Genomic DNA, 23,683 nt, shown 5'->3' on the forward strand with positions numbered 1-23,683 from the left:
TTGCCTTCGATGCCAGCGCCGAACTGCGAGAAACACGGGGGTTCATCTCAATCACAATGAAATCGCCTGTATCGGGATTGACCGCAAACTGAATGTTGGAACCACCCGTCTCCACGCCAATCTCGCGAATGATTTTGATGGAAGCATCTCGCAACCGCTGATATTCCTTATCGGTCAGCGTTTGCGCCGGAGCAACCGTAATCGAGTCGCCCGTGTGAACGCCCATGGGGTCTAAGTTCTCGATCGAGCAAATAATCACCACGTTATCCGCCAGATCCCGCATCACCTCCAGCTCATATTCTTTCCAGCCGAGCAAGGATTTCTCAATCAAGATTTGAGATACGGGACTGGCATCAATGCCCGATGTGGCAATCTCCTCAAATTCTTCCTGGTTGTAGGCAATGCCACCCCCCGTACCGCCCATGGTAAAAGCCGGACGAATAATCAGCGGGTAGCTACCAATTTGGCGACCCACTTCCCGCGACTCTTCTAACGTTGTTGCTAACCCCGATGGACACACCGGCACCGCGATCCGCGCCATGGCTTCTTTAAATAGCTTGCGGTCTTCTGCCATTTCGATCGCGGGTAGCTTTGCCCCAATCAGCTCCACATTATATTTTTCTAACGCGCCGCTCTTTGCCAAAGCCACCGCCAAATTTAGCGCCGTTTGTCCGCCCATCGTCGGCAATAATGCGTCGGGGCGCTCCTTTTCAATAATCTTCTCAACAATTTCTGGGGTTAATGGCTCAATATAGGTGCGGTCTGCAGTGTCTGGGTCAGTCATGATGGTTGCTGGGTTGGAGTTGACCAACACCACTTCATAACCTTCATCTCGCAGCGCTTTACACGCTTGAGTGCCAGAGTAGTCAAACTCGCAGGCTTGCCCAATCACAATCGGACCAGAGCCAATCAGCAGAATTTTGTGGAGATCATTACGGCGGGGCATAGTCAAACAGTCCAGGAAATTCCCACACATTGTAAAGGAAAGCTCACACTACATTGGTAGTGATTTAACTAATTCCACTTTTTTTGACGTGACTTTTTTCCTAAACTCCTTAGCTATCCATCACAAATACTGGGTCAGGCGAACAAAGATGATTGAATACCGAGAGAATGAAAAACTGTCTTTTGAAGAGTATTACGACTTCTTGAAAAGGTCTGATCTGGGAAGCCAATATCCTCAGGAGCGCTTTGAGCAAAGGATTAGGAAGCTATTAACGACTCGATCCGTTGCCATCACAGCCAGGAATGATGGAGGGAAACTAATTGGGATAGCCTTTGGGATTACGGATTTTGCCTACTTCCTTTTTGTCACAGACCTTGGCGTAGATCGAGCTTACGCAAAACAAGGAATCGGCAGGGAATTATTGGATCGCATCCAAAAGGTGGTTGGCGGGGAAGATGATATTACCGTCGTCACTATTGCAAATGACGCTGCAACAGGCTTCTACGAGAAGTGTGGCTATGTAAGTGAAAACTGTTTGTATTGGAAGCCTTGTAACCTCTGGAGCGAATTTGAAGTAACTTAGCTCAACACAGCAGTGATGAAGACATTTTATTGTGTGTACAGTATCAAGAGACGGAGGAGCGATCGCTGACCCTAGATTTTTAGAGGACGAGCGGCGCTTGAATCACTATCCTCACGACGGACTTCTCGGCTCTATCGGCACTTTAGATGAGTAGCAGAGTAGCAAGTTCGTAAGCCACTATACCAAGTTGGGATAGCAAGCCGTGTTACAGCATCTAGTGCAGTAACAAAGAGATTTTGGCTATGAGTGGATTAGGTGGCTTAAACAAATCACCCAATGGCGTTGTAATCGGGTTAGTACAGCTACAACTTCCCCACGTCGCCACGCCAAATGATCTTGCCGACCAAACCCAGCGGATTTGCCAGATGGTGGGGAAAGCACGGGCTAACATGCCTACGATGGATTTAGTCGTCTTTCCTGAGTATTCGCTGCATGGGCTGTCGATGGACACCAACTCTGAAATCATGTGTCATCTAGATGGACCGGAAGTGCAAGCCTTTCAGCAAGCCTGCCGTACTCATCAAATCTGGGGCTGCTTTTCCATCATGGAGTACAACCCCCATGGCAATCCCTACAATAGCGGCATCATTATCGATGCCAATGGTGAACTCAAGCTTTACTATCGCAAACTGCATCCGTGGGTGCCTGTAGAGCCGTGGGAACCTGGAAACCTTGGCATTCCCGTGTGTGAAGGTCCAAATGGCAGCACGATCGCCCTGATTATCTGTCACGATGGCATGTTCCCTGAAATGGCGAGGGAATGTGCTTACAAAGGAGCAGAAATCATGATCCGCACGGCTGGCTACACGGCTCCCATTCGTCATAGCTGGCAGATCACTAATCAGGCGAATGCGTTCTGTAATCTGATTTACACTGCCTCTGTGTGCATGTGCGGCAGCGACGGCACGTTTGACTCCATGGGTGAGGGTATGTTCGTCAATTTTGATGGTACGCCAATGGTAATGGGGAGCCACCGTGCAGATGAAATCATTACCGCTGAAGTGCGTCCTGATTTGGTGCGCGAAGCCCGTAAGCACTGGATGGTGGAAAACAACATGTATCAATTTGGGCATCGCGGCTATGTTGCAGTCAAGGGCGGCGCTCAGGATTGTCCCTATACCTACATGAAAGATTTGGTGAATGAAACCTATCGGTTGCCTTGGGAGGATGAAGTTATTCACACGGATGGCACTGTTTGCGGATTTCCGCCTCCCACACGCCACTATCGCGGAGAAGAGTTGCCCACCGAAACATCTGTGCCTAAAACATCCGCGATTGCGAAAGGGTTGTAGATATGGGTCGCTATGTTCAAGCTGAACCTTACCCTTATCCCTTCAATGGCGATCTGCGACCCGAAAACACGGCACTGATCATCATCGATATGCAGACCGATTTTTGCGGCAAGGGTGGATATGTAGACAAAATGGGCTACGACCTGTCGTTGACCCAAGCGCCGATCGCGCCCATCCAGCGGCTGCTGGCAGTACTGCGCCCACTTCGCTACACCATCATCCACACCCGTGAGGGACATCGCCCCGACCTGTCGGATTTGCCGGAGAATAAGCGCTGGCGATCGCAGCAAATTGGTGCAGGCATCGGTGACCCCGGACCCTGCGGCAAAATTCTAGTCCGTGGCGAACCGGGCTGGGATATCATTCCTGAATTGGCTCCCTTGCCCGGTGAAGCCATTATTGATAAACCGGGTAAAGGTTCCTTCTACGCCACCGATTTAGACCTGATTTTGCACCGTAAAGGCATTCAAAACATTTTGCTTGCAGGCATTACTACTGATGTCTGCGTTCATACCACCATGCGCGATGCTAACGATCGCGGCTACGAATGCTTACTGCTCTCTGACTGCACTGGAGCGACTGACTATGGCAACCATTTGGCTGCGCTCAGCATGGTGAAAATGCAGGGCGGTGTATTCGGTGCCGTTGCTGATTCTGAAGCCTTGATTGCTGCTCTTGACTAAGTAGGACTAACACAAGCTAACGCGAACAAGGGCAGTCATATAGACACTGAGATTGCGTCAGCTTGAGTACATGCCCCTCATGATCAATACCCATAGAAGATTGCGCCTCTCTATATGTGATCTTTCATACAATTCTTTGGCAACAAAAATAGTTCTATTGATTCATTCAAAAGACTACACAGTCTATGGCTATCAGTTGCTAAATAGTGTGAGGAAGAACAGTTGAATACTCGTCGATCGCCCCAGCCATCCCGCCGCCAAATTATTCGAGGCTTGCTAGCCACGGGTGCGTTTGGTGCTACTTCTCGTCTTTGGACAGGATGCGCCCCTACGCCTGCTCCAACTAGCTCCCCAGCTAACTCTGCTGCATCTGCCAGCCCCCTCACCATAGGCTACATCTACGTCGGTCCCAAAGATGACTATGGCTATAACCAGGCTCACTTCTTAGGTAAAGAAGGGCTAAAAAGTTTAGCCAACGCGACGACTGTGGATCAGGCAAGCGTACCTGAGACGGTAGAAGTCCAGGAAGTGATGCGGAACATGATCGATCAAAATCAAGCCGCTGTTCTGTTTCCCACTTCTTTTGGCTACTTTGATCCGCACATTCTTAAGGTGGCAGGTGACTTTCCAGAAGTGCAGTTTTTTCACTGCGGCGGACTATATGAAGAGGGCAAGCATCCTAAAAATGTCGGCAGCTACTTTGGCTATATTGACGAAGCTCAATACGTAGCGGGCATTGTTGCTGCTTACACCAGCAAATTGGGCAAGTTGGGCTTTGTGGCAGCGAAACCGATTTCGCAAGTGCTGCGAAATGTGAACAGTTTCACGTTAGGAGCGCGCAGCGTTAAACCCTCTATTACAACTCAAGTCGTGTTTACAGGAGATTGGGCGCTCCCTGTAAAAGAAGCCGAAGCCACTAATAGCCTGGTCGATCAAGGTGTTGATGTGATTACCTGCCATGTAGACAGCCCTAAAGTGGTGATCGAAACGGCAGAAAAGCGTGGCGTTTACTCTTCGGGCTATCACGCCAATCAAAGTGTGCTTGCGCCCAAAGGCTATCTCACAGGAGCCGAATGGAATTGGACAACGGTTTATACCGAAGTAATTCAATCAATCCAGGCGGGTAAAACCCTGATGAATGGTGGCATTCCCCATTTGCTGCGGGGTGGCTATAAAGACGGCTTTGTGAAGATCTCAGACTATGGACCTGCGGTATCGGCTGAGGCAAAGCAAGCCGCCGATGCTGCCAAAGCCAAACTTCAGGACGGTTCGCTAGTTATTTACAAGGGCGAAATCAAAGACAATACAGGCAAAACTGTCGTTCCGGCTGGCAAAGAACTGGGACAGAGAGCGATCGAACTTGAGTCGATGGCGTGGTTAGTGGAAGGAGTGATCGGCAAGGTTAAATAGATGATTGAAAGTCAACAATAATCAAGTGCTGAGTGTGGATGTCGCAAAAAAGCTTCTCTAAACTATGCAGGGAAAAGGTTAATTGCATCATGGTTTAACACCTTTCAGCTTATCCACCCTTCCTTTCAGGTTCTGAACTTAGGTTCAATAAAGTGACACTTTTCATCCGCTGTCACGACCCAACTATTCTTGTTCTGCCCTCCGATGGTTGACCTGCCAATCATCACCGCCCATCTTACACATAAGGGAGGGGTGTTTCCAGTTGTTAATTGGTCACCCTCAAAGCACATAATCTTTGCCTCTCTTTTCTAGTTGTGTCAGATAGTTAGGGCAGCAAGAATAAATGGTGATGCCAGATCTAATTCAGAATTTTCTGTCTTCAAACGGGTTTATTCCTCACGGGCACTGTTACTTGTGGCGACCAGGATTGGTTGGGCTGCACCTGATGGCTGACGCTGCGATCGCAGTGGCTTACTTTTCCATCTCAATTTTATTGTTTCACTTTGTTCGCAAGCGCGAAGATTTGCCATTTAATCGGGTGTTTTTGCTTTTTGGCGCGTTCATTATTGCCTGTGGCACCACTCACTTAATGGAAATCTGGACGCTTTGGCATCCCATCTACTGGGTGACCGGAGTCATTAAGTTAGGAACCGGGATCATTTCTCTTTATACGGCAGCAGAGTTGGTCTACCTGATACCCCAAGCCTTGGCGTTACCCAGCCCTGCCCAGTTAGAAGTTGCGAACCGCGATCTTCAGCAGCAAATTCTCAAGCGCCAACAAGTAGAAGCGGCACTTCAGAGAGAAAGTGAGTTTCTGAATGCTGTGCTGGAGAATATTGAAGATGGAGTGGTTGCCTGTGATGCCGAGGGGATTTTGATGCTGTTTAATCGCGCTACGCAAGAGTTTCACGCCGTTTCTAAAGCTCCTTTATCAGCCGAGCAGTGGGCATCTCATTACGACCTTTACTTACCCAATGGCACCACGCTGATGAGCAAGGAAGAGGTTCCCCTCTTTCGCGCTCTACAAGACACTTTAGTTTGCAACGTTGAGATGGTGATTGCGCCTAAAAATCGCCCAAAGCGGAGCTTGTTGGCCAGTGGTCGGGCGATCTTCAACTCGCAAGGACACAAGCTAGGCGCAGTGGTCAGTATGCACGACATCACGGAGCGCAAACAAGCCGAGGAAGTGAGACAGCAATACACAGCCCAACTTCAACAGGCGCTGGATTTTGAAGCGTTGTTAAAACGCATTACGGACAAGGTGCGCGATAGTTTAGACGAAGCGCAAATTTTGCAGACCGTGGTAAACGAGTTGGGGCAAGGGTTAGGAGTAAGCTACTGTTCTGTAACGTTGTATAACCTGGAACAGCGCACAGCAACCGTTTGTTATGAGTACACGCCGCTAATTCCCTCCAGACACGGCCGCATTCTACAGATGACAGAAAGACCTAAAGTTTACAGTCAGCTACAGCAAGGGGAGTGCTTTCAACTATGTGCGATCGCGCCTGATACAATTTCAGGTCAAGGTGCGACGCTCGTTTGCCCCATCTTCGATGACCAAGGCGTTCTCGGCGATCTGTGGTTAATGAATCACCAAGATTATGCCTTTCCAGAACTAGAGTTGCGTCTCGTGCAGCAGGTTGCTAGTCATTGCGCGATTTCGACTCGTCAAGCACGACTTTATCAAGCCTCTCAAGCCCAGATTGAGGAGTTAGAAAAACTCAATTGCCTCAAAGATGATTTCCTCAGCACGGTTTCTCACGAGTTGCGAACGCCGATGTCTAACATCAAAATGGCGATTCAAATGCTAGAAATCAGCTTGGAGCAGATGGATGAATTCAAATCTAGTCAGAACAAAGCGGCTCAATATTTTCGCATTTTGCAGGATGAATGCCACCGAGAAATTGACCTGATCAATGACTTGCTAGATCTAACCCGTCTGGATTCTGAGACTGACCCGCTGATGCCATTTACGATTCAGCTTCAATCTTGGTTAGGATACATTGCCGAACCCTTTGAGGCACGCATGTTGGAAAACCAGCAACGTTTTGAAATTACCGTTCCACCTGATTTGCCACCTCTAATAACAGATCAATCCTATTTAGAACGAGTCATGACAGAGCTTTTAAACAATGCCTGCAAATACACTCCACCAGGAGGAACCATTCAAGTGACGGCAAAAGCAACCAGTTCTGAACTTCAAATTAGTGTGACAAACTCTGGAGTAGAAATTTCTGAGAGTGAGCTTCCACACGTTTTTGACAAGTTTTATCGCATCGCCAACGACGATCCCTGGAAACACGGAGGAACGGGTTTAGGGTTAGCGTTAACCAAGAAATTGATGGAGAGACTCAATGGCTCTATTTCAGCATTTAGCGATGCGAATCAGACTCAATTCGTGCTGGTATTTCCTCTAAATGGAGGACTGTAGCTGAGCCTGAGTGTAAAACGGTACATCACTCCCAAAGCACACGCGATCTCGCCCCCAACAGAGTTGCCCATCAAGTCAAGATTTACCGTTGTGCGCCCTCAATCAAAGTTCCCATTGTCAGCCTCTAAACGGCGGCGGAGGTGACTGCTAAGGGCATCGATCGCTGTGACCACGACTAACAACACCAGCATCATGGTGGTGGCTTTAGGATACTCAAACCCGCGAATGTAGCTGATCAGCTCAAAGCCAATGCCTCCCGCCCCAACTACGCCCAACACTGAAGCAGCACGGATATTGTATTCGAACATGTAGAAGGTGTAGCCCAAGCTGAGGGGCAAGATTTGCGGCAAGATGCCGTATTGAGCGACTTGTAGCCAGGAAGCTCCAGAGACTTCTAGGGCTTCTAGCGATCGCCCATCCACCGACTCGATCGCCGCTTGATAAAACTTCGCCAGATAGCCGATTGTGTAAATGCTCAATGCCAATGTGCCAGCGGGGGCACCTAGACCCGTGGCAGCGACAAACAATAACCCCAACACAATCGATGGCACTGATCGCACCAGATTTTGCAGCAAATTAGCAAGCAATCGTAGCCAGCGGGGAGCTAAATTACGAGCAGAAAGAACGGCGATCGGCACCGACAGAATCGCTCCAATCGTCGTACCCCACAGCGACATTTGCACGGTTTCCACCAGCGCTTTTCCGGCCAGATCCAGCACGCTCCAATCAGGAGGAAACATGCGCGAGACAAAATCAGCCACATAGGGAACGCTCGTTTTCAGCAGTTCCAGATCAATTTTAAGCCCCTGTAATGCCCAGCCATAGAGCAATACAACCCCTGCTCCAATCAACAGGTGTTTCAGCCATGCGGCGCGATGCCAAAAGTATTTTAAGTCCTTCATTGCTTTATGCCTGCATCTGAAAGTGCGCTGAAAGCTGATGCGGAGAGCCATCGTGAACGACGGTGCCTTGATCTAAAACGATCGCCCGTTCTGCATATTTAGCAGCGATCGCCAAATCATGGAGCACCGCCACAATGGTGATGCCGTCACGATTTAGCTGCGCCAGAGTATCCATCACTTGCTGGGTTGCCAGCACATCTAATCCGGCGATTGGTTCATCTACCAATAGGATTTTGGGCGATTGGATCAGCGCACGGGCGATCGCGACACGCTGTTGCTGCCCACCACTCAAGCACCTCGTTTTTTGAGATGCCAACTCTTTGAGTCCCAAGTGATCCAGCAGCTCAAGCGCACGGCGGCGATCGGAATGGTGAAACCCTGTCAGGGTGCGCCAACTGGGTAATTGTCCCAATCGACCGCAGAGGACATTATCAAGGGCAGAAAGTTGAGGAATTAAGCCGCCGCCTTGAAACAAGATCCCCATTTTTTGCCGAATCTGGGGCAGAGTGCGGGGCGACAAGGGCATTCCAGAGATCGTAACACTGCCCTGATGAATAGGTACCAATCCCATCAGCGATCGCAGCAGGGTAGATTTTCCCGCACCATTCAGACCCAGCAGCGTGACAAATTCTCCATTTTGAATCGTAAAATTAATTCGGTTCAAAATCGGACGCTGTAACGCTGCAAGGTACGCTGTTTGAAGGCTTTGGCAGTCAATGGCTGCCCATTGATTATTCGATTCCTGCACGCTTGAGCGCCTCGCGCATGGGGTTTAGGTGGCGATCGTGATCCACACGCACCAATTTTGTGGCGTTGCCAAGATCTTTCAACAGTTTATTATTTGCAGGCTCATTCAGCTTCATCATGGCGTTGATTAGCTTATTTCGGGTTGCAGTCGGCACATCATCATCGATCGCAATGCCGTGCGCAGGAACGTTAGAAACAAACGCTAGCACCCTCAGCTTTTTAGCTTCTGCTTCGGTAATGTAGGGCGCTCTTAAAGTGTATTCCGATACGGCTGCCACATCGGCTTGTCCGCGTAACACGGCTTGTAGGGCACCACTATAGCCATTGCCATAGGTGACCTGTTTAAAGAAACTACCCACGCGATCGCGGTTTGGCACCAAACCTTGCTTCACCATCTCAGACACCGGAAAAATAAACCCAGAGCCAGAGGTTGGGGATGTGAAAGCAATTTTCTTGCCACGCAGTTGTGCCAAGGTCTGATTGTTAGAAGCTCTCGATTTAAGAGCGCTATCTTTCGGCACAACAAAAATGGAACGGTAGGTGTGGCCACCAGAATAGTTCGGTCGCACTTCTGCCAAATACAGTCTGGCATTGGCTAATTGCTGCGCCTTCAAAGCAGGGCGACTGCTTAAAAAGGCAACATCGGCTCGGTTTGCCCGCAAAGCCTCAACGGCTGCTGTATCGTCCGCAATCACTCCTTCCACAGGCATGCCCATTTCACGGGTCAAAAAGCTAGCGACCGCATCAATTTTGGTTTTTAAATCAGTGGCATCTGCCCGTCCCGGAAAAACTATTTGTATTTTTTTGGCATTTGCCTGAGCCAGTAGTTGCACTTTAGATGCACTAGAGGATTGAAATTGAGGGGCAGTTGGCTCAATCGCGATCGCCTTTTTACCCAACAATAAAAATGAAGAAAGGGCAGCATTAAAGCCAACAAAGCTGATCAGAGCAGCACCAGTAGTTAGTTTAAGCCATCGAGTAGAAATCATTGCAAGCCTCAAGTAAAAGCAATAGTTACGGCATCGTTGTTAAAACGACCGCAAAAGCATAGTTTTTATCTTATAACTACTTGAGAATTAGATGCAATTAGTAGCGCAAGTTTTTTCAATTATCTTCATGAACAATCAACGACTAATCCTTGGTTCTGCAAAATGGTAGATAGGTTTTTTTCTGCAACTTGGAATAATGCAAAAGCATAATCCAGCAGTTTAGGAGTGAGGTTGCAGTGAATTTTAATTTTTTCGACTTATTCTGGGTCTTTCTCGTCATCTCCTCTTTGCAACCCATTTGGCAGAAGTATCAAATCGGAGCGCGGCGAGTGCAGGCACTCAAACAGTTTGAACAGCAACGCAATAGCCGGGTTATTTTGTTAATTCATCGGCAAGAGTCGCTCAGTTTGTTGGGTATTCCTCTTTCCCGCTACATCACTATTGAGGATTCCGAGCAAATTCTTCGCGCCATTCGGCTGACTCCACCCGATGTGCCAATCGATTTAATTTTGCACACCCCCGGCGGCTTGGTGCTTGCAACTGAGCAGATTGCCAGAGCGTTGATTCGCCATCCTGCAAAAGTCACCGTCTTTGTACCCCACTATGCCATGAGCGGCGGTACGATGCTGGCACTTGCGGCGGACGAAATTATCATGGATGCGAATGCAGTACTGGGTCCCGTTGATCCACAGCTAGGTAACTTTCCAGCTGCCAGCATTCTCAAAGTAGTAGAACAAAAAAACGTTGACAGAATTGGCGACGAAATGCTGATCATGGCGGATCTTTCCCGCAAGGCAATTCAGCAGGTGCAGCGATTTGTGCGAACGCTGCTGCTGGATGACGTGCCCACGCAAAAAATTGCCCCTGAAAAAGTTGAGTCAATTATTGAAGCGCTAACAACCGGGCAAGTGACGCACGATTACCCGATTACCGTTGAGGAAGCCACTAGCTTGGGTTTGCCGATTTCCGCTGGCTTGCCCCGCAGCATTTATGACTTGATGGAGTTATATCCTCAGTCTCAAGGCGGCAAACCTTCGGTGCAATACATTCCCATGCCCTATGCACCCCTGCGCCCTACTCTGCCAGAACCCAAGGGTAGACCGTTGCCAGAGTCGAATGCCAAAGTGTGAGGCATCGGCTACCTTGTAGGAATCGTGGCGGAACGGAATCGGTGACTCTAGATTTTTGGGCGAAGACGAGCGGCACTTGGATCAACGTCCTAGCGATCGCGCTGGGAACTGCGGCTGGTTCATTGCTGCGTGGGCGCTTGCCTTTTAGAATGATTAGCGTGATTACTCAAGGTGTGGGGTTGCTGACTGCGTTTTTGGGCTTCACGATGGCAGGAAATCTGATCAAAGTGCAAGCGGGATGGTTGGATGGCATTGTTTTGGGGCTGATTGCGCTGGTGAGTGGCGGCTTGCTGGGCGAATGGGCACAAATTGAGGAGCGGCTGACAGCACTGGGCGATCGCCTGAAGCATCAGTTCAGTGGCGACAGCAGATTTACCGAGGGGTTTGTGGCTGCTAGCCTGCTGTTTTGTGTGGGACCAATGGCAATCTTAGGCAGCTTGAGCAACGGACTCAGCGGCGACAATCGGATTTTGCTGCTCAAAAGCACAATGGATGGCTTGACCGCGATCGCGTTTACCAGTAGTTTTGGTATCGGTGTTGGCTTCTCTGCCTTAATGATTTTGCTTTACCAAGGTAGTTTGTCTCTGTTGGCAGGCATTCTCGCTCAAATTATTCCCGACCCAACCACTGCGCCTCCTATTTTATTAACTACAGGCGTGGGCGGCTTGATGATTGTGGGAATTGGATTTAACCTGCTGGATATTGCCAAAATTCGAATTGCAGCATTCTTACCCGCCTTATTGATTGCACCTGTGTTGTATCAGCTTGCGATCGCCATTCTCACGTCAAGCTTGTTTTATTTGGGCATATTCACCAAAACTTTAGCCATCAGCGCAATCAAGTGCATTACTTAGGCACGCCCTCAACCCGCATTCAATTTAAGCCGAACAGCGTTAACTTTGCATTGGATGAAGAGCAGCCCGGTTTGCGTTTAGTGACGCTTTATCCGAATGGAAAATGGGAAAGCGAAGTTGAGCGGGTTGTTTATAGCTGCAAGCTTGATTTTGCTGCAGCAGGCTATTAATAGAAAGATAGTTCTGCTTGCAAGGGTCTATTTCTCATGCCAACTGAAATCGAGCGTAAGTTTTTGGTGAAAAATGATGACTGGAGATCGCTGGGAACAGGAACATTTTATTGCCAGGGCTATCTAGTTAACTCTCCAAGCAAAACGCTGCGGGTGCGAATTGCAGGCGAACAAGCCTATCTGACGATTAAAGGTGCTACCACAGGAATTGCCCGTGCGGAATATGAATATTCAATTCCCGTCGATCACGCTCAAGAACTGTTGCAAACCTTATGCGAACCTGCACTAATTCAAAAGACACGCTATCGGGTGGAATTGGGTGGAGTAGTGTGGGAAATCGATGAGTTTGATGGAGAGAATCAGGGCTTAATCGTTGCGGAGGTTGAACTTGCAGATGAAAAGCAAGCGATCGCCCTGCCAGACTGGATTGGCGCAGAAGTCTCCCATGATCGCCGGTATTACAATGCCAATCTATCAAAACATCCTTATTGTCGTTGGGCTGAACAGGCAATCGAGGATGGCCCAACGACCGTTGAATGACTGAATTCTTCCGATTCCGTTAAATACGGTTTTCCTATCTGACTTAAGTAGATTAAGATGGTTTCTGCTCTTAATCTTCCAGCTCGAACTACTCATGACCGCGTCTTCTACTCCAGATACCTTCCAGGGGCATCGCTTCTGGATTTTCTTCAAGCGCCTTCCCTGGCTGTGGATAATCACATCGGGCTACTTGTTCTTCATGCTGGCGATTCCCACGATCGCGCTTTTCTTAAAGGCCGCCAGCGAAGGCTCAGGAAAATTTTGGCAAGTCGCAACGAGCCCAATTGCTTTATCTGCCTATGAAGTGACCTTTGTGACTGCTTTTGGAGCAGCGATCGTTAACGGCCTTTTTGGCACGCTGATTGCGTGGGTGTTAACGCGATATACCTTTCCGTTAAAGCGATTGGTGGATGCCGCTGTAGATTTGCCTTTTGCATTGCCCACATCGGTTGCGGGTTTAACCTTGGCGACGGTATACAGCGACAATGGCTGGATTGGATCTTTATTGGCACCCTTTGGCATTAAAGTTGCCTTTACTCGATTGGGCATCGCGATCGCCATGCTGCTGATCTCTCTGCCTTTTGTGGTTCGCACCGTTCAGCCAGTATTGGCTGAAATGGAAAAAGACGTTGAAGAAGCAGCCTGGTCATTGGGAGCCTCTCGTTTTCAGACCTTTTGGCGGGTTGTGTTGCCGCCGCTGATGCCGGCCATTTTAACGGGAGTGGCGCTAGGTTTTTCTCGGGCTGTTGGAGAATACGGTTCAGTTGTGATCGTGGCATCCAATACTCCCTTTCAAGATTTAATTGCTCCGGTTTTAATCTTTCAACGGCTGGAGCAATACGATTACTCTGGAGCGACCATTATTGGCGCAGTATTGTTGACCATTTCGCTGATCCTGCTGTTTTTGATTAACCTGTTGCAAGCTTGGGGTCGCCGCTATGACATCTAATTTAGACTCTTCTCATGATTCATATCGCTCGATTAAGTCTTCCACTGCGCCTCGCGATCGCCCTTGGGTCAAAGTTGCATTGATTGCAGTGGCGATCGCCTATCTGACTCTGGTGCTGTTTATTCCAACTGTGAACGTTTTTTTCCAGGCGTTTGCCAAAGGCTGGGCACCCTTTTTTGCCAATTTGGTTGAGGCAAATTTTTTAAATGCTGTCAACCTCACCTTGATCATTGCCCTGATTGTGGTGCCTATAAACACTGTATTTGGGCTGTGTGCCGCGTGGCTTATTGCCCGCAAACAGTTTCGAGGACGCGCCTTTGTCATTAGTATTTTGGATGTACCGTTTTCTGTTTCTCCGGTGGTGGCAGGGCTAATGATTGTTTTGCTGTATGGTCGCAATGGCTGGTTTGGTGAGTTTTTACAGCAGTACGACCTCAAAGTTATCTTTGCGTTACCGGGCATGGTTTTGGCAACAGCGTTTGTCACCATTCCTTTTGTGGCCCGTGAAGTGATTCCGGTCTTGGAAGAGGCGGGTGCAGAACAAGAAGAAGCGGCTAAAACCTTAGGGGCAAACGGCTGGCAGACTTTTTGGCGGATCACCTTACCCAATATCCGTTGGGGATTGTTGTACGGCGTACTGCTAACCAATGCGAGAGCAATGGGCGAGTTTGGCGCGGTGTCAGTTGTTTCTGGCAATATCATTGGCAAAACTCAAACCTTGCCTCTTTTCGTGGAAGACGCTTATAAGCAATATCAAACAGAAGCCGCATTTTCTGCCGCCGTATTGCTGGCGATGTTGGCGCTAGTGACATTGGTGTTGAAAGAAATTTTGGAACGTAAAACCAGCATCAAGGAAGTGCGAGATGAAGTGTGAGGTTAACTAGGGCTAGAGCAAAAACTCTGCGATCGCCACAGCCGCGCCATTCGCCTCAACGCCTAAAGTGACCCAATCGGCAGCAGCTTTCACTGCTGCTGGTGCGTTGCCCATGGCAACCCCAATGCCTGCATACTGAATCATTTCGAGATCATTGAAATTGTCTCCAATGACCATGACATTTTCTGGCTGAATGCCCAAATAGTCTTCTGCCAAGTATTTAACGGCTGTACCTTTGTTGACTAATGGATTGGTTGCTTCAACAAAAATGGGTACGGATTTTGTTAGATAAAGTTCGTCTATTGGATGGCGATCGCGCAACTCTGCCAACACGCGATCCATCAACGCCGGATCTTCTCCTAGCGCCAGTACTTTCGTTGGCTCTTGGTCAAGCAGCGATCGCAGATCCCCCACGGGAATCGGGATCACGCTAGTGCGATAGCCATAATCTTTGCTGTCGGGCGTGAGTTCCCGCACATAAAGCTGATCGTCAATGTAAAGATGAACGGAAAGCTGATCCCGCAGGGCTGGCTGCTCGTAATAGTCCAGCAGGGCGGCAGCTAAGTGGGTGGACATTGTCCAGTGGCGATGCACCTGTTCAGTTGTCGGATCTTTGATTAAAGCACCTTGATAAGCCATCAATGGCAAGGTGGCACCGATCGTTTGATGAAAGCGGAGAGCCGAGCAATACATGCGCCCAGTGGCGATCGCCACCTGTATCCCTTTTGCCTGTGCTGCCTGAACTGCTTGCTTAATCGGCTCACGAATTTCATTGGAAATTCCGGCGATCGTGCCATCAATATCAAGCACCAGCAGTTGAATGTTTGCTTTGGAAGAAGTGGGTGATTGCATAGGATAGTCGTTGGGCGTGGTAATTGAGCATGAGCAAAAGATACTTGCCGATGCTAAGCCTGGATTCCAAGAAAAGCAATGCAAATGCTTCAATGTTTTCGTGCATTTTTGAATTTGATGCCCATAATTGAAAGGCATTCCAGTCAAGCTGGATGGCAAGTAGGGCAGATTGAGCAGAAAATAGGGTCAGGCATATGACAGAAGTACAAAGTCATCGGTGGGCAGATCATCGAGGATGGTTGGTAGCACTGTGGCTGACGCTGATGATTTTGGCAATGAAGGTGTGGATAGGGTTAGCCATTCAATCGCTTAGCTTGTTGGCTGCTTCCATTCATAGCCTCGTAACTAGCTTTAGTTTGATGCTCAGTTGGTTGACCCTAGCATTTTCTGGCGCTCCTGGTCGCGACATTTGGGGCCATCGCAAAATAGACACGATTTTGACCTTAGTGGTCACCAGCTTAATTGGCTTTACAGGTTGCACAATATTGATTATCGCCGTTCAGCAAGTAGCCACAGCGGTTACGGGAGGTTCAATCTCTCGCGTTGAACCGATCAATCTGTCGTTGATTTATTTGTTTGTTGCGATGATTGCAATTAATTTCTGCATGGGAATTTTTGGGAGATCGCACGCTCAAATGCTAGAAAGTCCTTCCCTGAGTTTTAGCTTTGGCACCAGTTTGCAAGATGCTGTGGTGATGATCATCGTCATGCTTGAATTAGTCATCTCCGGCTGGATGTGGGGCTGGCTTGACTCGGTGGTAGCGATCGCAATCATTGGCGTTGCGATCGCCAATGGCTGGCGGATACTGAATCGGCAAATCCCTTCGTTAGTTAATCAAGTCGCGATCGCGCCGGAAGCTCTGATAAGAACAATTCGCCGTGTAGAAGGCATTGTCCACTGTTACGGAATTCGATCACAAGGCATGGTGGGTCGATGGACTTATGTAGAGATGAGTCTCATTCTGCATCCCGAATATTTACACCTATCCAACGCCATTATTCACCAAGCACAGCAAGCAATTTATCAAGATTATGGATCGACAAACGTGGTGATTCATATTGAAGGCGATTCTGCAAAGCAGATCCCTCACAAAAATTCTGGCATCCCGCTTGGATCTTAGGTAATCGGTAGCCAGATGCAGGACAAATGATTTTCTGTTTGAGAAGCGCCATCACTATCACCACTCATCACCGTTAGGGTGATAATTTTCTGATCGATCAGTCGTGTTTTATCAGCAGGTTTGCCCGTTCCAGCATTGACTGGATAAGCCGGAAAGCAAGCAGCACTGAGGCTAAGGCGAATTGCATAACCTCGCTGAATGCAAATACAGGTGGGCTGAAGTGCCAAGGTCAGCGGCTCAGTTTTTTGCGCTGGCTGAACCTGCATATATCCCTGAGTAAAATTGTAAACTGCGCCATTGGGATGCACCGTTGACAGCACCGCACCCAGATCAAAGCTGGGTGCATCGGCAAAACAATACACCGTCAGGATCACTTCTCCCGCCAAGTGCAAAGCTTCCATTAGAGGCTCGGAAGTGTAAGTCAAAACATCTGTGCGGCAATCCAACGCCGATCGCTCAAACGATCCCGACGGAAAAGCAGCATGACCTCCTTGAGCAGGAACAGGTCGCCAAGGATCGTGAACGAGGGTATCGAAGGAATTTTGGATTTTAGATTTTGGATTTTGAATTAATTGACCGTCTTGGTCATTCATACCCGCAAGTCCAGTGCTGGACAGGTAAAAGGCAGTGGGTTCAGCAAAATTCCAGGAATCAAGCGATCGCCACTGGTTCGTGCCCATCTCAAATAGCTGAATCGGCGGTTCATTAAGTAAGCCGGGATCATTGCCTTTAAGAAAGTGGTCAAACCAGTGGAGTTGCAGGCGATCGCAGGGATTGTTGGCTTCGACACCAAAATTGATCGCGCCAACCTGCCGACTCCAGGGTAAATGCGCCCAAGCACCCACAATCAACTGCTGGCGATATTGGCTGCGGCTTGCCATTTCCTTGTAAAGGCTGAGGGTGCCGCGCAAAAAGGTATCAAACCAACCGCCAATGTGTAGCATCGGCAAATCCACATCTTTCAAGTAGGTTTTGGGTGAAAGGGTTTCCCAGTAATCACCTGGATCAGGCTGGGCTAGCCAGTCATGATAAAACGAGGTGGAGTCAAGTTCGCTTAAAACACGCGATCGCGCGGGCACCGTTTCACCAAAGGTCAAATTTTTAGCTGCCGTCGTTAAAGTATAAAAAGCAGTTTCATCTCCTTTCAGCCGAGCCGTTTCAGCCGCCAGTTGCAGTGCCCAACCCATATTTGACTGCAAACAAAATGCCCCGTTTTCATAGGCCCAGTCGCAATATAGATCATGGGCAAGCATAGCAGGGCACAGGGTTCTGAGTGCCGGGGGCTTAGCGGCAGCAGCATAGAGCTGAGTCATGCCCTGATAAGAAAAGCCGTACATGCCTACTGCGCCTGTGCTGCCAGTCAGGTTTGCCGCCCACTGGACGCTGTCGTAACCGTCCTCAATTTCGTGAGCAAACAGTTTGAATTCCCCTTCTGAGGTGCCGCGTCCCCGCACATCTTGAATCACCACAATGTATCCCTGAGCGGCATACCAGGAGGGATGGGCATAAACCACGGTGGAAGCGATTGCCCGTCCATAGGGTTGCCGCATTAACAGCACGGGAAACTCACCGTTCATCACCGGACGATACACATCCGCATCGAGCCGCACGCGATCGCGCGTCCACATTGAAACCGTTTCTTTGGAAACAGGAAAAACCATCAGGATAGGAACCTGCTTTTATTAGAAACAGCGCGATCGCCTGATATTAAACAACTATTGGAAAAATTGCTTGCACCGTCAGTCAAATCAATGTCTTTAATATCTTTGCAGTGAGAACTTCAAAAGCAGAAGATTCTTGTCAACAAGAGTCTTCTGCTTTTAAAAACTAGTGACCTGCACTCAGGCATTTAGTTCAGTCAGCTAGCCTAAATTTCCAGTTACCATTGCTGGAACAGATTGGGAAGGCTTAAGTTGATATTTGACGAGGTTAGCTAATTCTTGAAGTTGACTAATTGCTTCCGCACCTTCTAGCTTCATCAACTCGCGATCGTCGCGCATTTCAGTCCAAGTAATGCCGTAATCAGAAACCAAGAAACGAATTAGATGGCTATCTGCCAGACTCACCATAAATGACGCGCTATTCATTTGGCCGCCGCAGGTATAGCAAGATGCTAGATAACCCTTTCGCTCTAGCACGATCGCAAGAGCCTGAAGATTCATGACCAAATCTTGGACAAATTGACGATGTTGCTCTGCAAGTCTTATAAACACGGCTGCCCTCCAATCACCACATGCAATTCTCGAAAAACTCTGTCAAGAATTGAAACATTTACTATAAACGATAATGCACGCTCTCAAGACTTCAAACCGCTCCTTGACTTTGTCATCAGGTTCATCATTGCTTTCCTGAACCTGAGCCAAATACAGGATAACTGAGCTTACTGCTAAACAAAGTATCTATAGAGACAGTCAGTCTCAACCCCTTTTTTAAGAGATTGACTTCTTAGTTTTGCAACTTTGAAAGGGTACTCCCACAAAACGATTCTAACCATATTCATATGCTTGTGACGAATCGATAAGCAGAATTGCTTACTGATTTGGAAAATGCTTTGCACAACAGATGAAGTTCTCTAAATCCTAAAACCGTTTCTACCACCCTCTCTGGCGCTTTAAAGGAGAGAAGAGAACTGACCATTAAGCATACTGGTTTGAATTTTGTATGCATAACCACAGAAATACTTATCAATACATCCCGTAACGATCGCTTTAGCTCGGCTCCTATAGATAGAATAAGATCCAGACGCGTTTGGCTAGGCAGTTTATCGACTTAATTCACGGAAATCTTCAAGGCATCAAGAGTAGTCAGCTTAAACAGTTGCAGCAGCTTTACCAGCAGCGATTACCCAGCGATCGCACGACTACTGCCGAGTTTGCTCAGCGCCTTGCTGCCGTCAGTACTGAATTGAGTCAACCTATTTGTGCTTACATTAATCGTCGCGGACAGGTCATTCGGGTGGGTGTTGGCACTCCTCGCCAAACTCGCATTCCACCTTTAGAACTACCTCGCTACGGAGCAGAACGACTGAGTGGCATTCGCTGTATTGCAACACAGTTAAAAAATGAGCCGCCTGGCGAGACAACTTTGACGGTGATGGCAATGCAGCGGCTAGACGCTCTAGTGGTTTTGAGCTTGACTGGAAGTGGATTCGAGCGTCGCGGGGGGGGAGCGACGGGCTACATTGCGGCAGCCTATCTTGCCCATCTGGTGCCCCACCCAGAAGCCACCTGGACAGTGACTCCAGCCTTGAGCGTAGATGTCATTGCTGACCAAGATTTTTCTGCCTTAGTAGAAGGACTCGAAGAAGAGTTTCGCCGCGAGTTTATTGCCCGCCAGGTTGATCAAGATCACGATCGCGTCTTGATTGTGGGGCTGCATACTGAAAAAATCCACTCTCAGCAATTTCAAGATGGCCTAGAAGAATTAGGGCGACTGATTGAAACAGCGGGAGGCGAGGTGTTGCAGACTCTGACGCAAAAGCGACCCCACCCCCATCCTCGCACCGTGGTAGGAGAAGGGAAAGTTCAGGAAATTGCGCGATCGGTGCAAAGCGTGGGTGCGAATCTAGTCGTCTTCGATCGCGATTTGTCTCCCGCCCAAGTACGAAATTTGGAGACTCAAATTGGGTTGCGAGTTATTGATCGCACGGAAGTGATCCTAGATATCTTCGCCCAGCGCGCCCAATCGGGAGCCGGGAAGCTGCAAGTTGAACTGGCGCAATTGGAATATCGCCTACCCCGATTAACCGGACGCGGCCAGGCAATGTCACGATTAGGCGGCGGTATTGGCACCCGAGGACCCGGTGAAACAAAGCTAGAAACTGAACGCCGCTCTATTCAACAGCGGATCACTCGCTTACAACGGGAAGTGACCCAACTGCAAGCCCACCGTGCCCGGATGCGCCAACGCCGTCAGCATGAAGAGGTGCCCTCAATCGCCGTAGTGGGCTACACCAACGCGGGTAAATCAACCCTGCTAAACGTACTCACCAATGCTGAGGTTTATACTGCTGACCAGCTTTTTGCCACCCTTGATCCGACAACGCGCCGCATGGTCGTCCCTGATGCCATCACGCAAGAGCCACTGTCGGTTTTGCTAACCGATACTGTCGGCTTTATTCATGAGTTGCCGCCCTCCTTGGTTGATGCCTTTCGTGCCACGCTTGAAGAAGTAACAGAAGCTACAGCACTAATACATCTGGTGGATTTGTCGCATCCAGCATGGCAAAGCCAAATTCGCTCAGTCATGACCATTTTATCTGGCATGGCGATCGCCCCCGGTCCTAGCCTGTTGGCATTCAATAAAATCGATCAGATTGATGGCGACACGCTCATGCTGGCAAAAGAAGAGCATCCTCAGGCGCTATTTATTTCTGCCAGCGAACGGCTTGGCTTAGAAACGCTCCGTCATCGCCTGGGGCAACTGGTTCACTATGCAGCATCCTGCTAGTTTCAATCGCCTCCCGCCTCATATCTCCCAGCAAATCTGTAGAATGGGAGAAAATCACTACACGCAGGCTCTATGATTCCTACCGTTATTGAACAGTCTGGTCGCGGTGAACGCGCCTTTGACATCTACTCTCGCCTTCTGAGGGAGCGGATTGTGTTTTTGGGTCAGCAGGTTGATTCAGATCTGGCGAATCTGATTGTTGCCCAGCTGCTGTTTTTGGAAGCAGAAGATTCAGAAAAAGATATTTACCTCTATATCAACTCGCCGGGTGGATCAGTGACCGCTGGCATGGGCATTTATGACACCATTAAGCAAATTCGCCCAGCCGTTTCCACGGTTTGTATGGGACTTGCTGCCAGCATGGGCGCATTTTTGCTGAGTGCCGGAGAAAAGGGCAAGCGCATGAGTCTTCCTAACTCTCGGATTATGATTCACCAACCACTGGGTGGTGCTCAGGGGCAAGCAACCGATATTGAAATTCAAGCAAAGGAAATCTTGTATCACAAGCAGCGCTTGAATGAGTTGCTGGCAGATCACACTGGGCAGCCATTGGATCGCATTCAGGATGATACCGAACGTGACTTTTTCATGTCTGCGGATGAAGCAAAAGACTATGGCTTGATCGATCAAGTGATTGATCGTCGCCCTTCAGCTGTCCATCCGATCGCTAACAACTGAGCGATCGCCCTCAAACTGGCTTAAATGCCATTGACTGAAGGTAACGCTCTCAAATAATTTAAAAAGTCCATCAACTCGTCCACGTCTAGGCGCTGTCGAGTTGATTTTTTATAGGTGCGCTTTAGGTAATCGCGACCCTCTTGCTTGGTCCAGCCAATGCGATCCATTTCAACATCGGTATGAGCAATCAGGGTCGAGAGATCGTCTGGCTCGTTCGCATCCGAAGGGAGGGAAGCGATTGGATTTTCTTCCGCGATCGCCTTTTTGGGTTTGCTTAAGTTGGCAGAAACTGGGTGCTCCTCTTCGCGCTGATCTTCTTGCACCCGTGCGGCAGGGGCGATTGTGGCGACTGTCTCAGTTTCAATTAGTGGGTCTTCAGGTAATGGGTCTTCAGATAATTCATATTCGGGTTCGCTGTCTTCATATCCCGCCCCATAGTCTTCAACACTGGGTAAATACTCTTCGATAGGATGATCATTCACAGTCTCATCAGTGTGGTCTTCTTCGGTAGGCATCGCTGGTTCTGAAAATAGCGATGTTGAAAACGGCATAGATAAATCGACTGATATCTCAGGCATCGGCACCGCAGGTAAGGGCGGGGGGGCAGCCATTTCAATAAGTTCCGAAGTAGACACTTCAATCGCTTCCGGATCTAAGTTGGGTAATGCTTTTATCGGAAAGCCATTATCTATTGGGTGCCTAATCGAGGTAGGCAAAATTTCTGGTAGCGGAGTTTCGGGTGAGCGATCGCTGCTAATGGGTGTTGTCAAATCAGGCGCAACGAGTGGAGCCAGGTTTGCGGATGTAGGTGTTGTGAATATGCCCAAAAAGTCTAAAACTCTTAGCCTCGCTTGATCTTCTGCCATTTCAAGTGTGGTTGAGTCTGCCATACTGGTTGCGATCGCCACACCATTCAGTTGCACGATCGCCTTCACAATAAATCGCTCTTGGTGAATTTGCACCAGTTCTGTCACCAAAGCACTCATAGGATATTGCTTTTGTAACTGAGTGAACCATCCGTGAGAGACACTGGTCTGAGACATAACGAGAATCCAAAAGATAACTAAAATTCTAAAATCGCTGCTAGCTACAGTAGCGCACTAGTCCCTCTGTAACGCATGAATCATTGCGCGACCCTGCGAGGGGTTTGTCACAAAAACTTGACATTTGCAATACAGTTGAGGGATGTTTTTCTGGTGAAACTTCCCCCGAAACGGTTTTAGCAGCGGGATTAACTCAAATGTAATCTACGATATGGCGATAGAGATAACAGGTCTATATAGTGACAGAGTAGCGCTCAACAAGTCTCAGGCTAGTTAAAAAAAGCTACAGTAAAGACCTTTGAAGTGCATGTGGCAAGCGAACTATTGGATACAAGCTCAACCCGTTTACAGTTTGAACGACAGATTAAGCGCATTCAGCGAGATGTTTTGCGAATGGGTGCGCTAGTTGAAAACTCTTTTTGGCTGGCACGGCAAGCCCTCTTTGAGCGCAATTTAGAAGCTCCCAATCAAATTTCACTCCAAGATGAGCAAATTGACAAACTTTATCGTCAAATCGAGCACGACTGTGTGACGCTGATTGCCCTACAATCGCCTGTTGCTCAGGATCTTCGTTTGCTGAGCGCAATGATGCAGTTAGTCCGTGACCTTGAGCGGATTGGTGACTACGCAGAAGATTTAGGTGAAATTTCAATTTTGCTATTTCCTTATCCAGTTCCAGTTTATATGGAACAGGTAAAGCGGATGTGCGATCGGTGTCGGGCAATGTTGGCGCTCAGCTTAGCCGCCTTATCCGATCTGGATGCAGAATCAGGACTAGCCGTAAAAATACGCGATGATGCAGTGGATTTAGACTATGAAACCCTCTATCACTCATTGGCGCAGCAGAAAAATGTTCAAGGCGTTGTAGAACCGATTGTCTTGTTAGTGCTAACTATCCGGCATTTAGAGCGCATGGCAGATCATGCCACCAATATCGGGAAGCGAGTTGCTTATATTGTCACAGGGCAACGATAGAAATCGCAGTGAACCAATTAGCGGTTAGCGAGGAGCTAATAGTCTTGAGTACTTCACTTCTCTCT

At 48.7% G+C, this 23,683-nt stretch carries 22 protein-coding genes; 14 read left to right on the plus strand and 8 right to left on the minus strand.

The window, feature by feature from the left end; translation table 11 throughout:
* A partial coding sequence (gene carB, locus JOY44_RS19170; protein ID WP_171575169.1) for a carbamoyl-phosphate synthase large subunit occupies nt 1–946 on the minus strand: 946 nt, incomplete at its 3' end.
* Nucleotides 947–1,094: 148 nt separating this feature from the next.
* Between carB and JOY44_RS19175 the strand changes: the two genes are divergently transcribed.
* The 5 genes from JOY44_RS19175 to JOY44_RS19195 all read left to right on the plus strand — a co-directional run bounded on the left by JOY44_RS19175 (nt 1,095) and on the right by JOY44_RS19195 (nt 7,345).
* A complete protein-coding gene (locus JOY44_RS19175) occupies nt 1,095–1,529 on the plus strand; it encodes a GNAT family N-acetyltransferase (RefSeq protein WP_171575170.1) in 435 nt (144 codons plus the stop codon).
* 242 nt (nt 1,530–1,771) lie between these two features.
* The gene (locus tag JOY44_RS19180; RefSeq protein ID WP_171575171.1) at nt 1,772–2,821 is read left to right on the plus strand and encodes a formamidase; all 1,050 of its coding nucleotides are present in this window, start codon (nt 1,772–1,774) and stop codon (nt 2,819–2,821) included.
* A gap of 2 nt (nt 2,822–2,823) precedes the next feature.
* The gene (locus JOY44_RS19185; protein ID WP_171575172.1) at nt 2,824–3,504 is read left to right on the plus strand and encodes a cysteine hydrolase family protein; all 681 of its coding nucleotides are present in this window, start codon (nt 2,824–2,826) and stop codon (nt 3,502–3,504) included.
* Nucleotides 3,505–3,726: 222 nt separating this feature from the next.
* Nucleotides 3,727–4,914, plus strand: coding sequence for a BMP family ABC transporter substrate-binding protein (locus JOY44_RS19190; RefSeq protein ID WP_171575173.1), 1,188 nt, complete (start codon nt 3,727–3,729; stop codon nt 4,912–4,914).
* A 349-nt stretch (nt 4,915–5,263) separates the two neighbouring features.
* Entirely contained in the window at nt 5,264–7,345 is a 2,082-nt protein-coding gene (locus JOY44_RS19195) for an ATP-binding protein (protein WP_171575174.1), read from the plus strand.
* A gap of 98 nt (nt 7,346–7,443) precedes the next feature.
* Here the strand turns inward: JOY44_RS19195 and phnE are convergent, their stop codons facing one another.
* From phnE to JOY44_RS19210, 3 genes are read right to left on the minus strand one after another with little or no spacing between them, the layout of a single operon-like run.
* Complete coding sequence (gene phnE / locus JOY44_RS19200) at nt 7,444–8,247, minus strand: phosphonate ABC transporter, permease protein PhnE (protein WP_171575175.1); 804 nt, start codon at nt 8,245–8,247, stop codon at nt 7,444–7,446.
* A 4-nt stretch (nt 8,248–8,251) separates the two neighbouring features.
* On the minus strand, nt 8,252–8,995 hold the full coding sequence (locus JOY44_RS19205; protein ID WP_171575176.1) for a phosphonate ABC transporter ATP-binding protein: 744 nt from the start codon (nt 8,993–8,995) through the stop codon (nt 8,252–8,254).
* Nucleotides 8,979–9,983 (minus strand): phosphate/phosphite/phosphonate ABC transporter substrate-binding protein, encoded by a 1,005-nt coding sequence (locus tag JOY44_RS19210; protein ID WP_171575177.1) that lies wholly within the window; start codon nt 9,981–9,983, stop codon nt 8,979–8,981. Before JOY44_RS19210 ends, JOY44_RS19205 begins: the two co-directional genes overlap by 17 nt.
* Before the next feature lie 236 nt (nt 9,984–10,219).
* On the opposite strand from JOY44_RS19210, the gene JOY44_RS19215 reads away from it, so the two are divergent.
* From JOY44_RS19215 to cysW, 5 genes are all read left to right on the plus strand, one after another.
* The gene (locus JOY44_RS19215; RefSeq protein ID WP_171575178.1) at nt 10,220–11,113 is read left to right on the plus strand and encodes an SDH family Clp fold serine proteinase; all 894 of its coding nucleotides are present in this window, start codon (nt 10,220–10,222) and stop codon (nt 11,111–11,113) included.
* A 41-nt stretch (nt 11,114–11,154) separates the two neighbouring features.
* Entirely contained in the window at nt 11,155–11,967 is an 813-nt protein-coding gene (locus tag JOY44_RS19220; RefSeq protein ID WP_171575179.1) for a DUF554 domain-containing protein, read from the plus strand.
* A 206-nt stretch (nt 11,968–12,173) separates the two neighbouring features.
* A complete protein-coding gene (locus tag JOY44_RS19225) occupies nt 12,174–12,677 on the plus strand; it encodes a CYTH domain-containing protein (protein WP_171575180.1) in 504 nt (167 codons plus the stop codon).
* A 94-nt stretch (nt 12,678–12,771) separates the two neighbouring features.
* Nucleotides 12,772–13,626, plus strand: coding sequence for a sulfate ABC transporter permease subunit CysT (gene cysT / locus JOY44_RS19230; RefSeq protein WP_171575181.1), 855 nt, complete (start codon nt 12,772–12,774; stop codon nt 13,624–13,626).
* Nucleotides 13,616–14,500, plus strand: coding sequence for a sulfate ABC transporter permease subunit CysW (gene cysW / locus JOY44_RS19235; RefSeq protein ID WP_171575182.1), 885 nt, complete (start codon nt 13,616–13,618; stop codon nt 14,498–14,500). Before cysT ends, cysW begins: the two co-directional genes overlap by 11 nt.
* A gap of 12 nt (nt 14,501–14,512) precedes the next feature.
* Here cysW and JOY44_RS19240 read toward each other — a convergent pair whose 3' ends face one another.
* Nucleotides 14,513–15,352, minus strand: a complete 840-nt coding sequence (locus JOY44_RS19240) for a Cof-type HAD-IIB family hydrolase (RefSeq protein WP_171575183.1) — start codon at nt 15,350–15,352, stop codon at nt 14,513–14,515.
* Between the two features lie 194 nt (nt 15,353–15,546).
* Between JOY44_RS19240 and JOY44_RS19245 the strand changes: the two genes are divergently transcribed.
* Nucleotides 15,547–16,473: a cation diffusion facilitator family transporter gene (locus JOY44_RS19245; protein WP_171575184.1), complete on the plus strand. Its 927-nt coding sequence runs from the start codon at nt 15,547–15,549 to the stop codon at nt 16,471–16,473.
* Here JOY44_RS19245 and JOY44_RS19250 read toward each other — a convergent pair.
* Nucleotides 16,470–18,134 carry a CocE/NonD family hydrolase gene (locus JOY44_RS19250; protein WP_171575185.1) on the minus strand — a complete coding sequence of 555 codons (1,665 nt, stop codon included), beginning with the start codon at nt 18,132–18,134 and terminating at the stop codon, nt 16,470–16,472. The two genes, JOY44_RS19245 and JOY44_RS19250, sit on opposite strands and share 4 nt — an antisense overlap.
* 201 nt (nt 18,135–18,335) lie before the next feature.
* Nucleotides 18,336–18,686: a DUF1815 family protein gene (locus JOY44_RS19255; protein ID WP_171575186.1), complete on the minus strand. Its 351-nt coding sequence runs from the start codon at nt 18,684–18,686 to the stop codon at nt 18,336–18,338.
* A 535-nt stretch (nt 18,687–19,221) separates the two neighbouring features.
* Between JOY44_RS19255 and hflX the strand changes: the two genes are divergently transcribed.
* Together hflX and clpP are read left to right on the plus strand one after the other, a co-directional pair.
* The gene (gene hflX / locus JOY44_RS19260) at nt 19,222–20,922 is read left to right on the plus strand and encodes a GTPase HflX (RefSeq protein ID WP_197985573.1); all 1,701 of its coding nucleotides are present in this window, start codon (nt 19,222–19,224) and stop codon (nt 20,920–20,922) included.
* A gap of 72 nt (nt 20,923–20,994) precedes the next feature.
* Nucleotides 20,995–21,600 (plus strand): ATP-dependent Clp endopeptidase proteolytic subunit ClpP, encoded by a 606-nt coding sequence (clpP, locus tag JOY44_RS19265; RefSeq protein WP_171575187.1) that lies wholly within the window; start codon nt 20,995–20,997, stop codon nt 21,598–21,600.
* A gap of 20 nt (nt 21,601–21,620) precedes the next feature.
* On the opposite strand, the gene JOY44_RS19270 is transcribed toward clpP, so the two are convergent.
* Nucleotides 21,621–22,643 carry a hypothetical protein gene (locus JOY44_RS19270; RefSeq protein WP_171575188.1) on the minus strand — a complete coding sequence of 341 codons (1,023 nt, stop codon included), beginning with the start codon at nt 22,641–22,643 and terminating at the stop codon, nt 21,621–21,623.
* A 309-nt stretch (nt 22,644–22,952) separates the two neighbouring features.
* Here JOY44_RS19270 and phoU point away from each other — a divergent pair, with 309 nt between their 5' ends.
* Nucleotides 22,953–23,618, plus strand: a complete 666-nt coding sequence (phoU, locus tag JOY44_RS19275; RefSeq protein WP_171575189.1) for a phosphate signaling complex protein PhoU — start codon at nt 22,953–22,955, stop codon at nt 23,616–23,618.
* The last annotated feature ends 65 nt before the right edge of the window (nt 23,619–23,683 follow it).

Source organism: Leptolyngbya sp. Cla-17, from assembly GCF_016807185.1.
GTDB lineage: Bacteria > Cyanobacteriota > Cyanobacteriia > Leptolyngbyales > Leptolyngbyaceae > ULC077BIN1.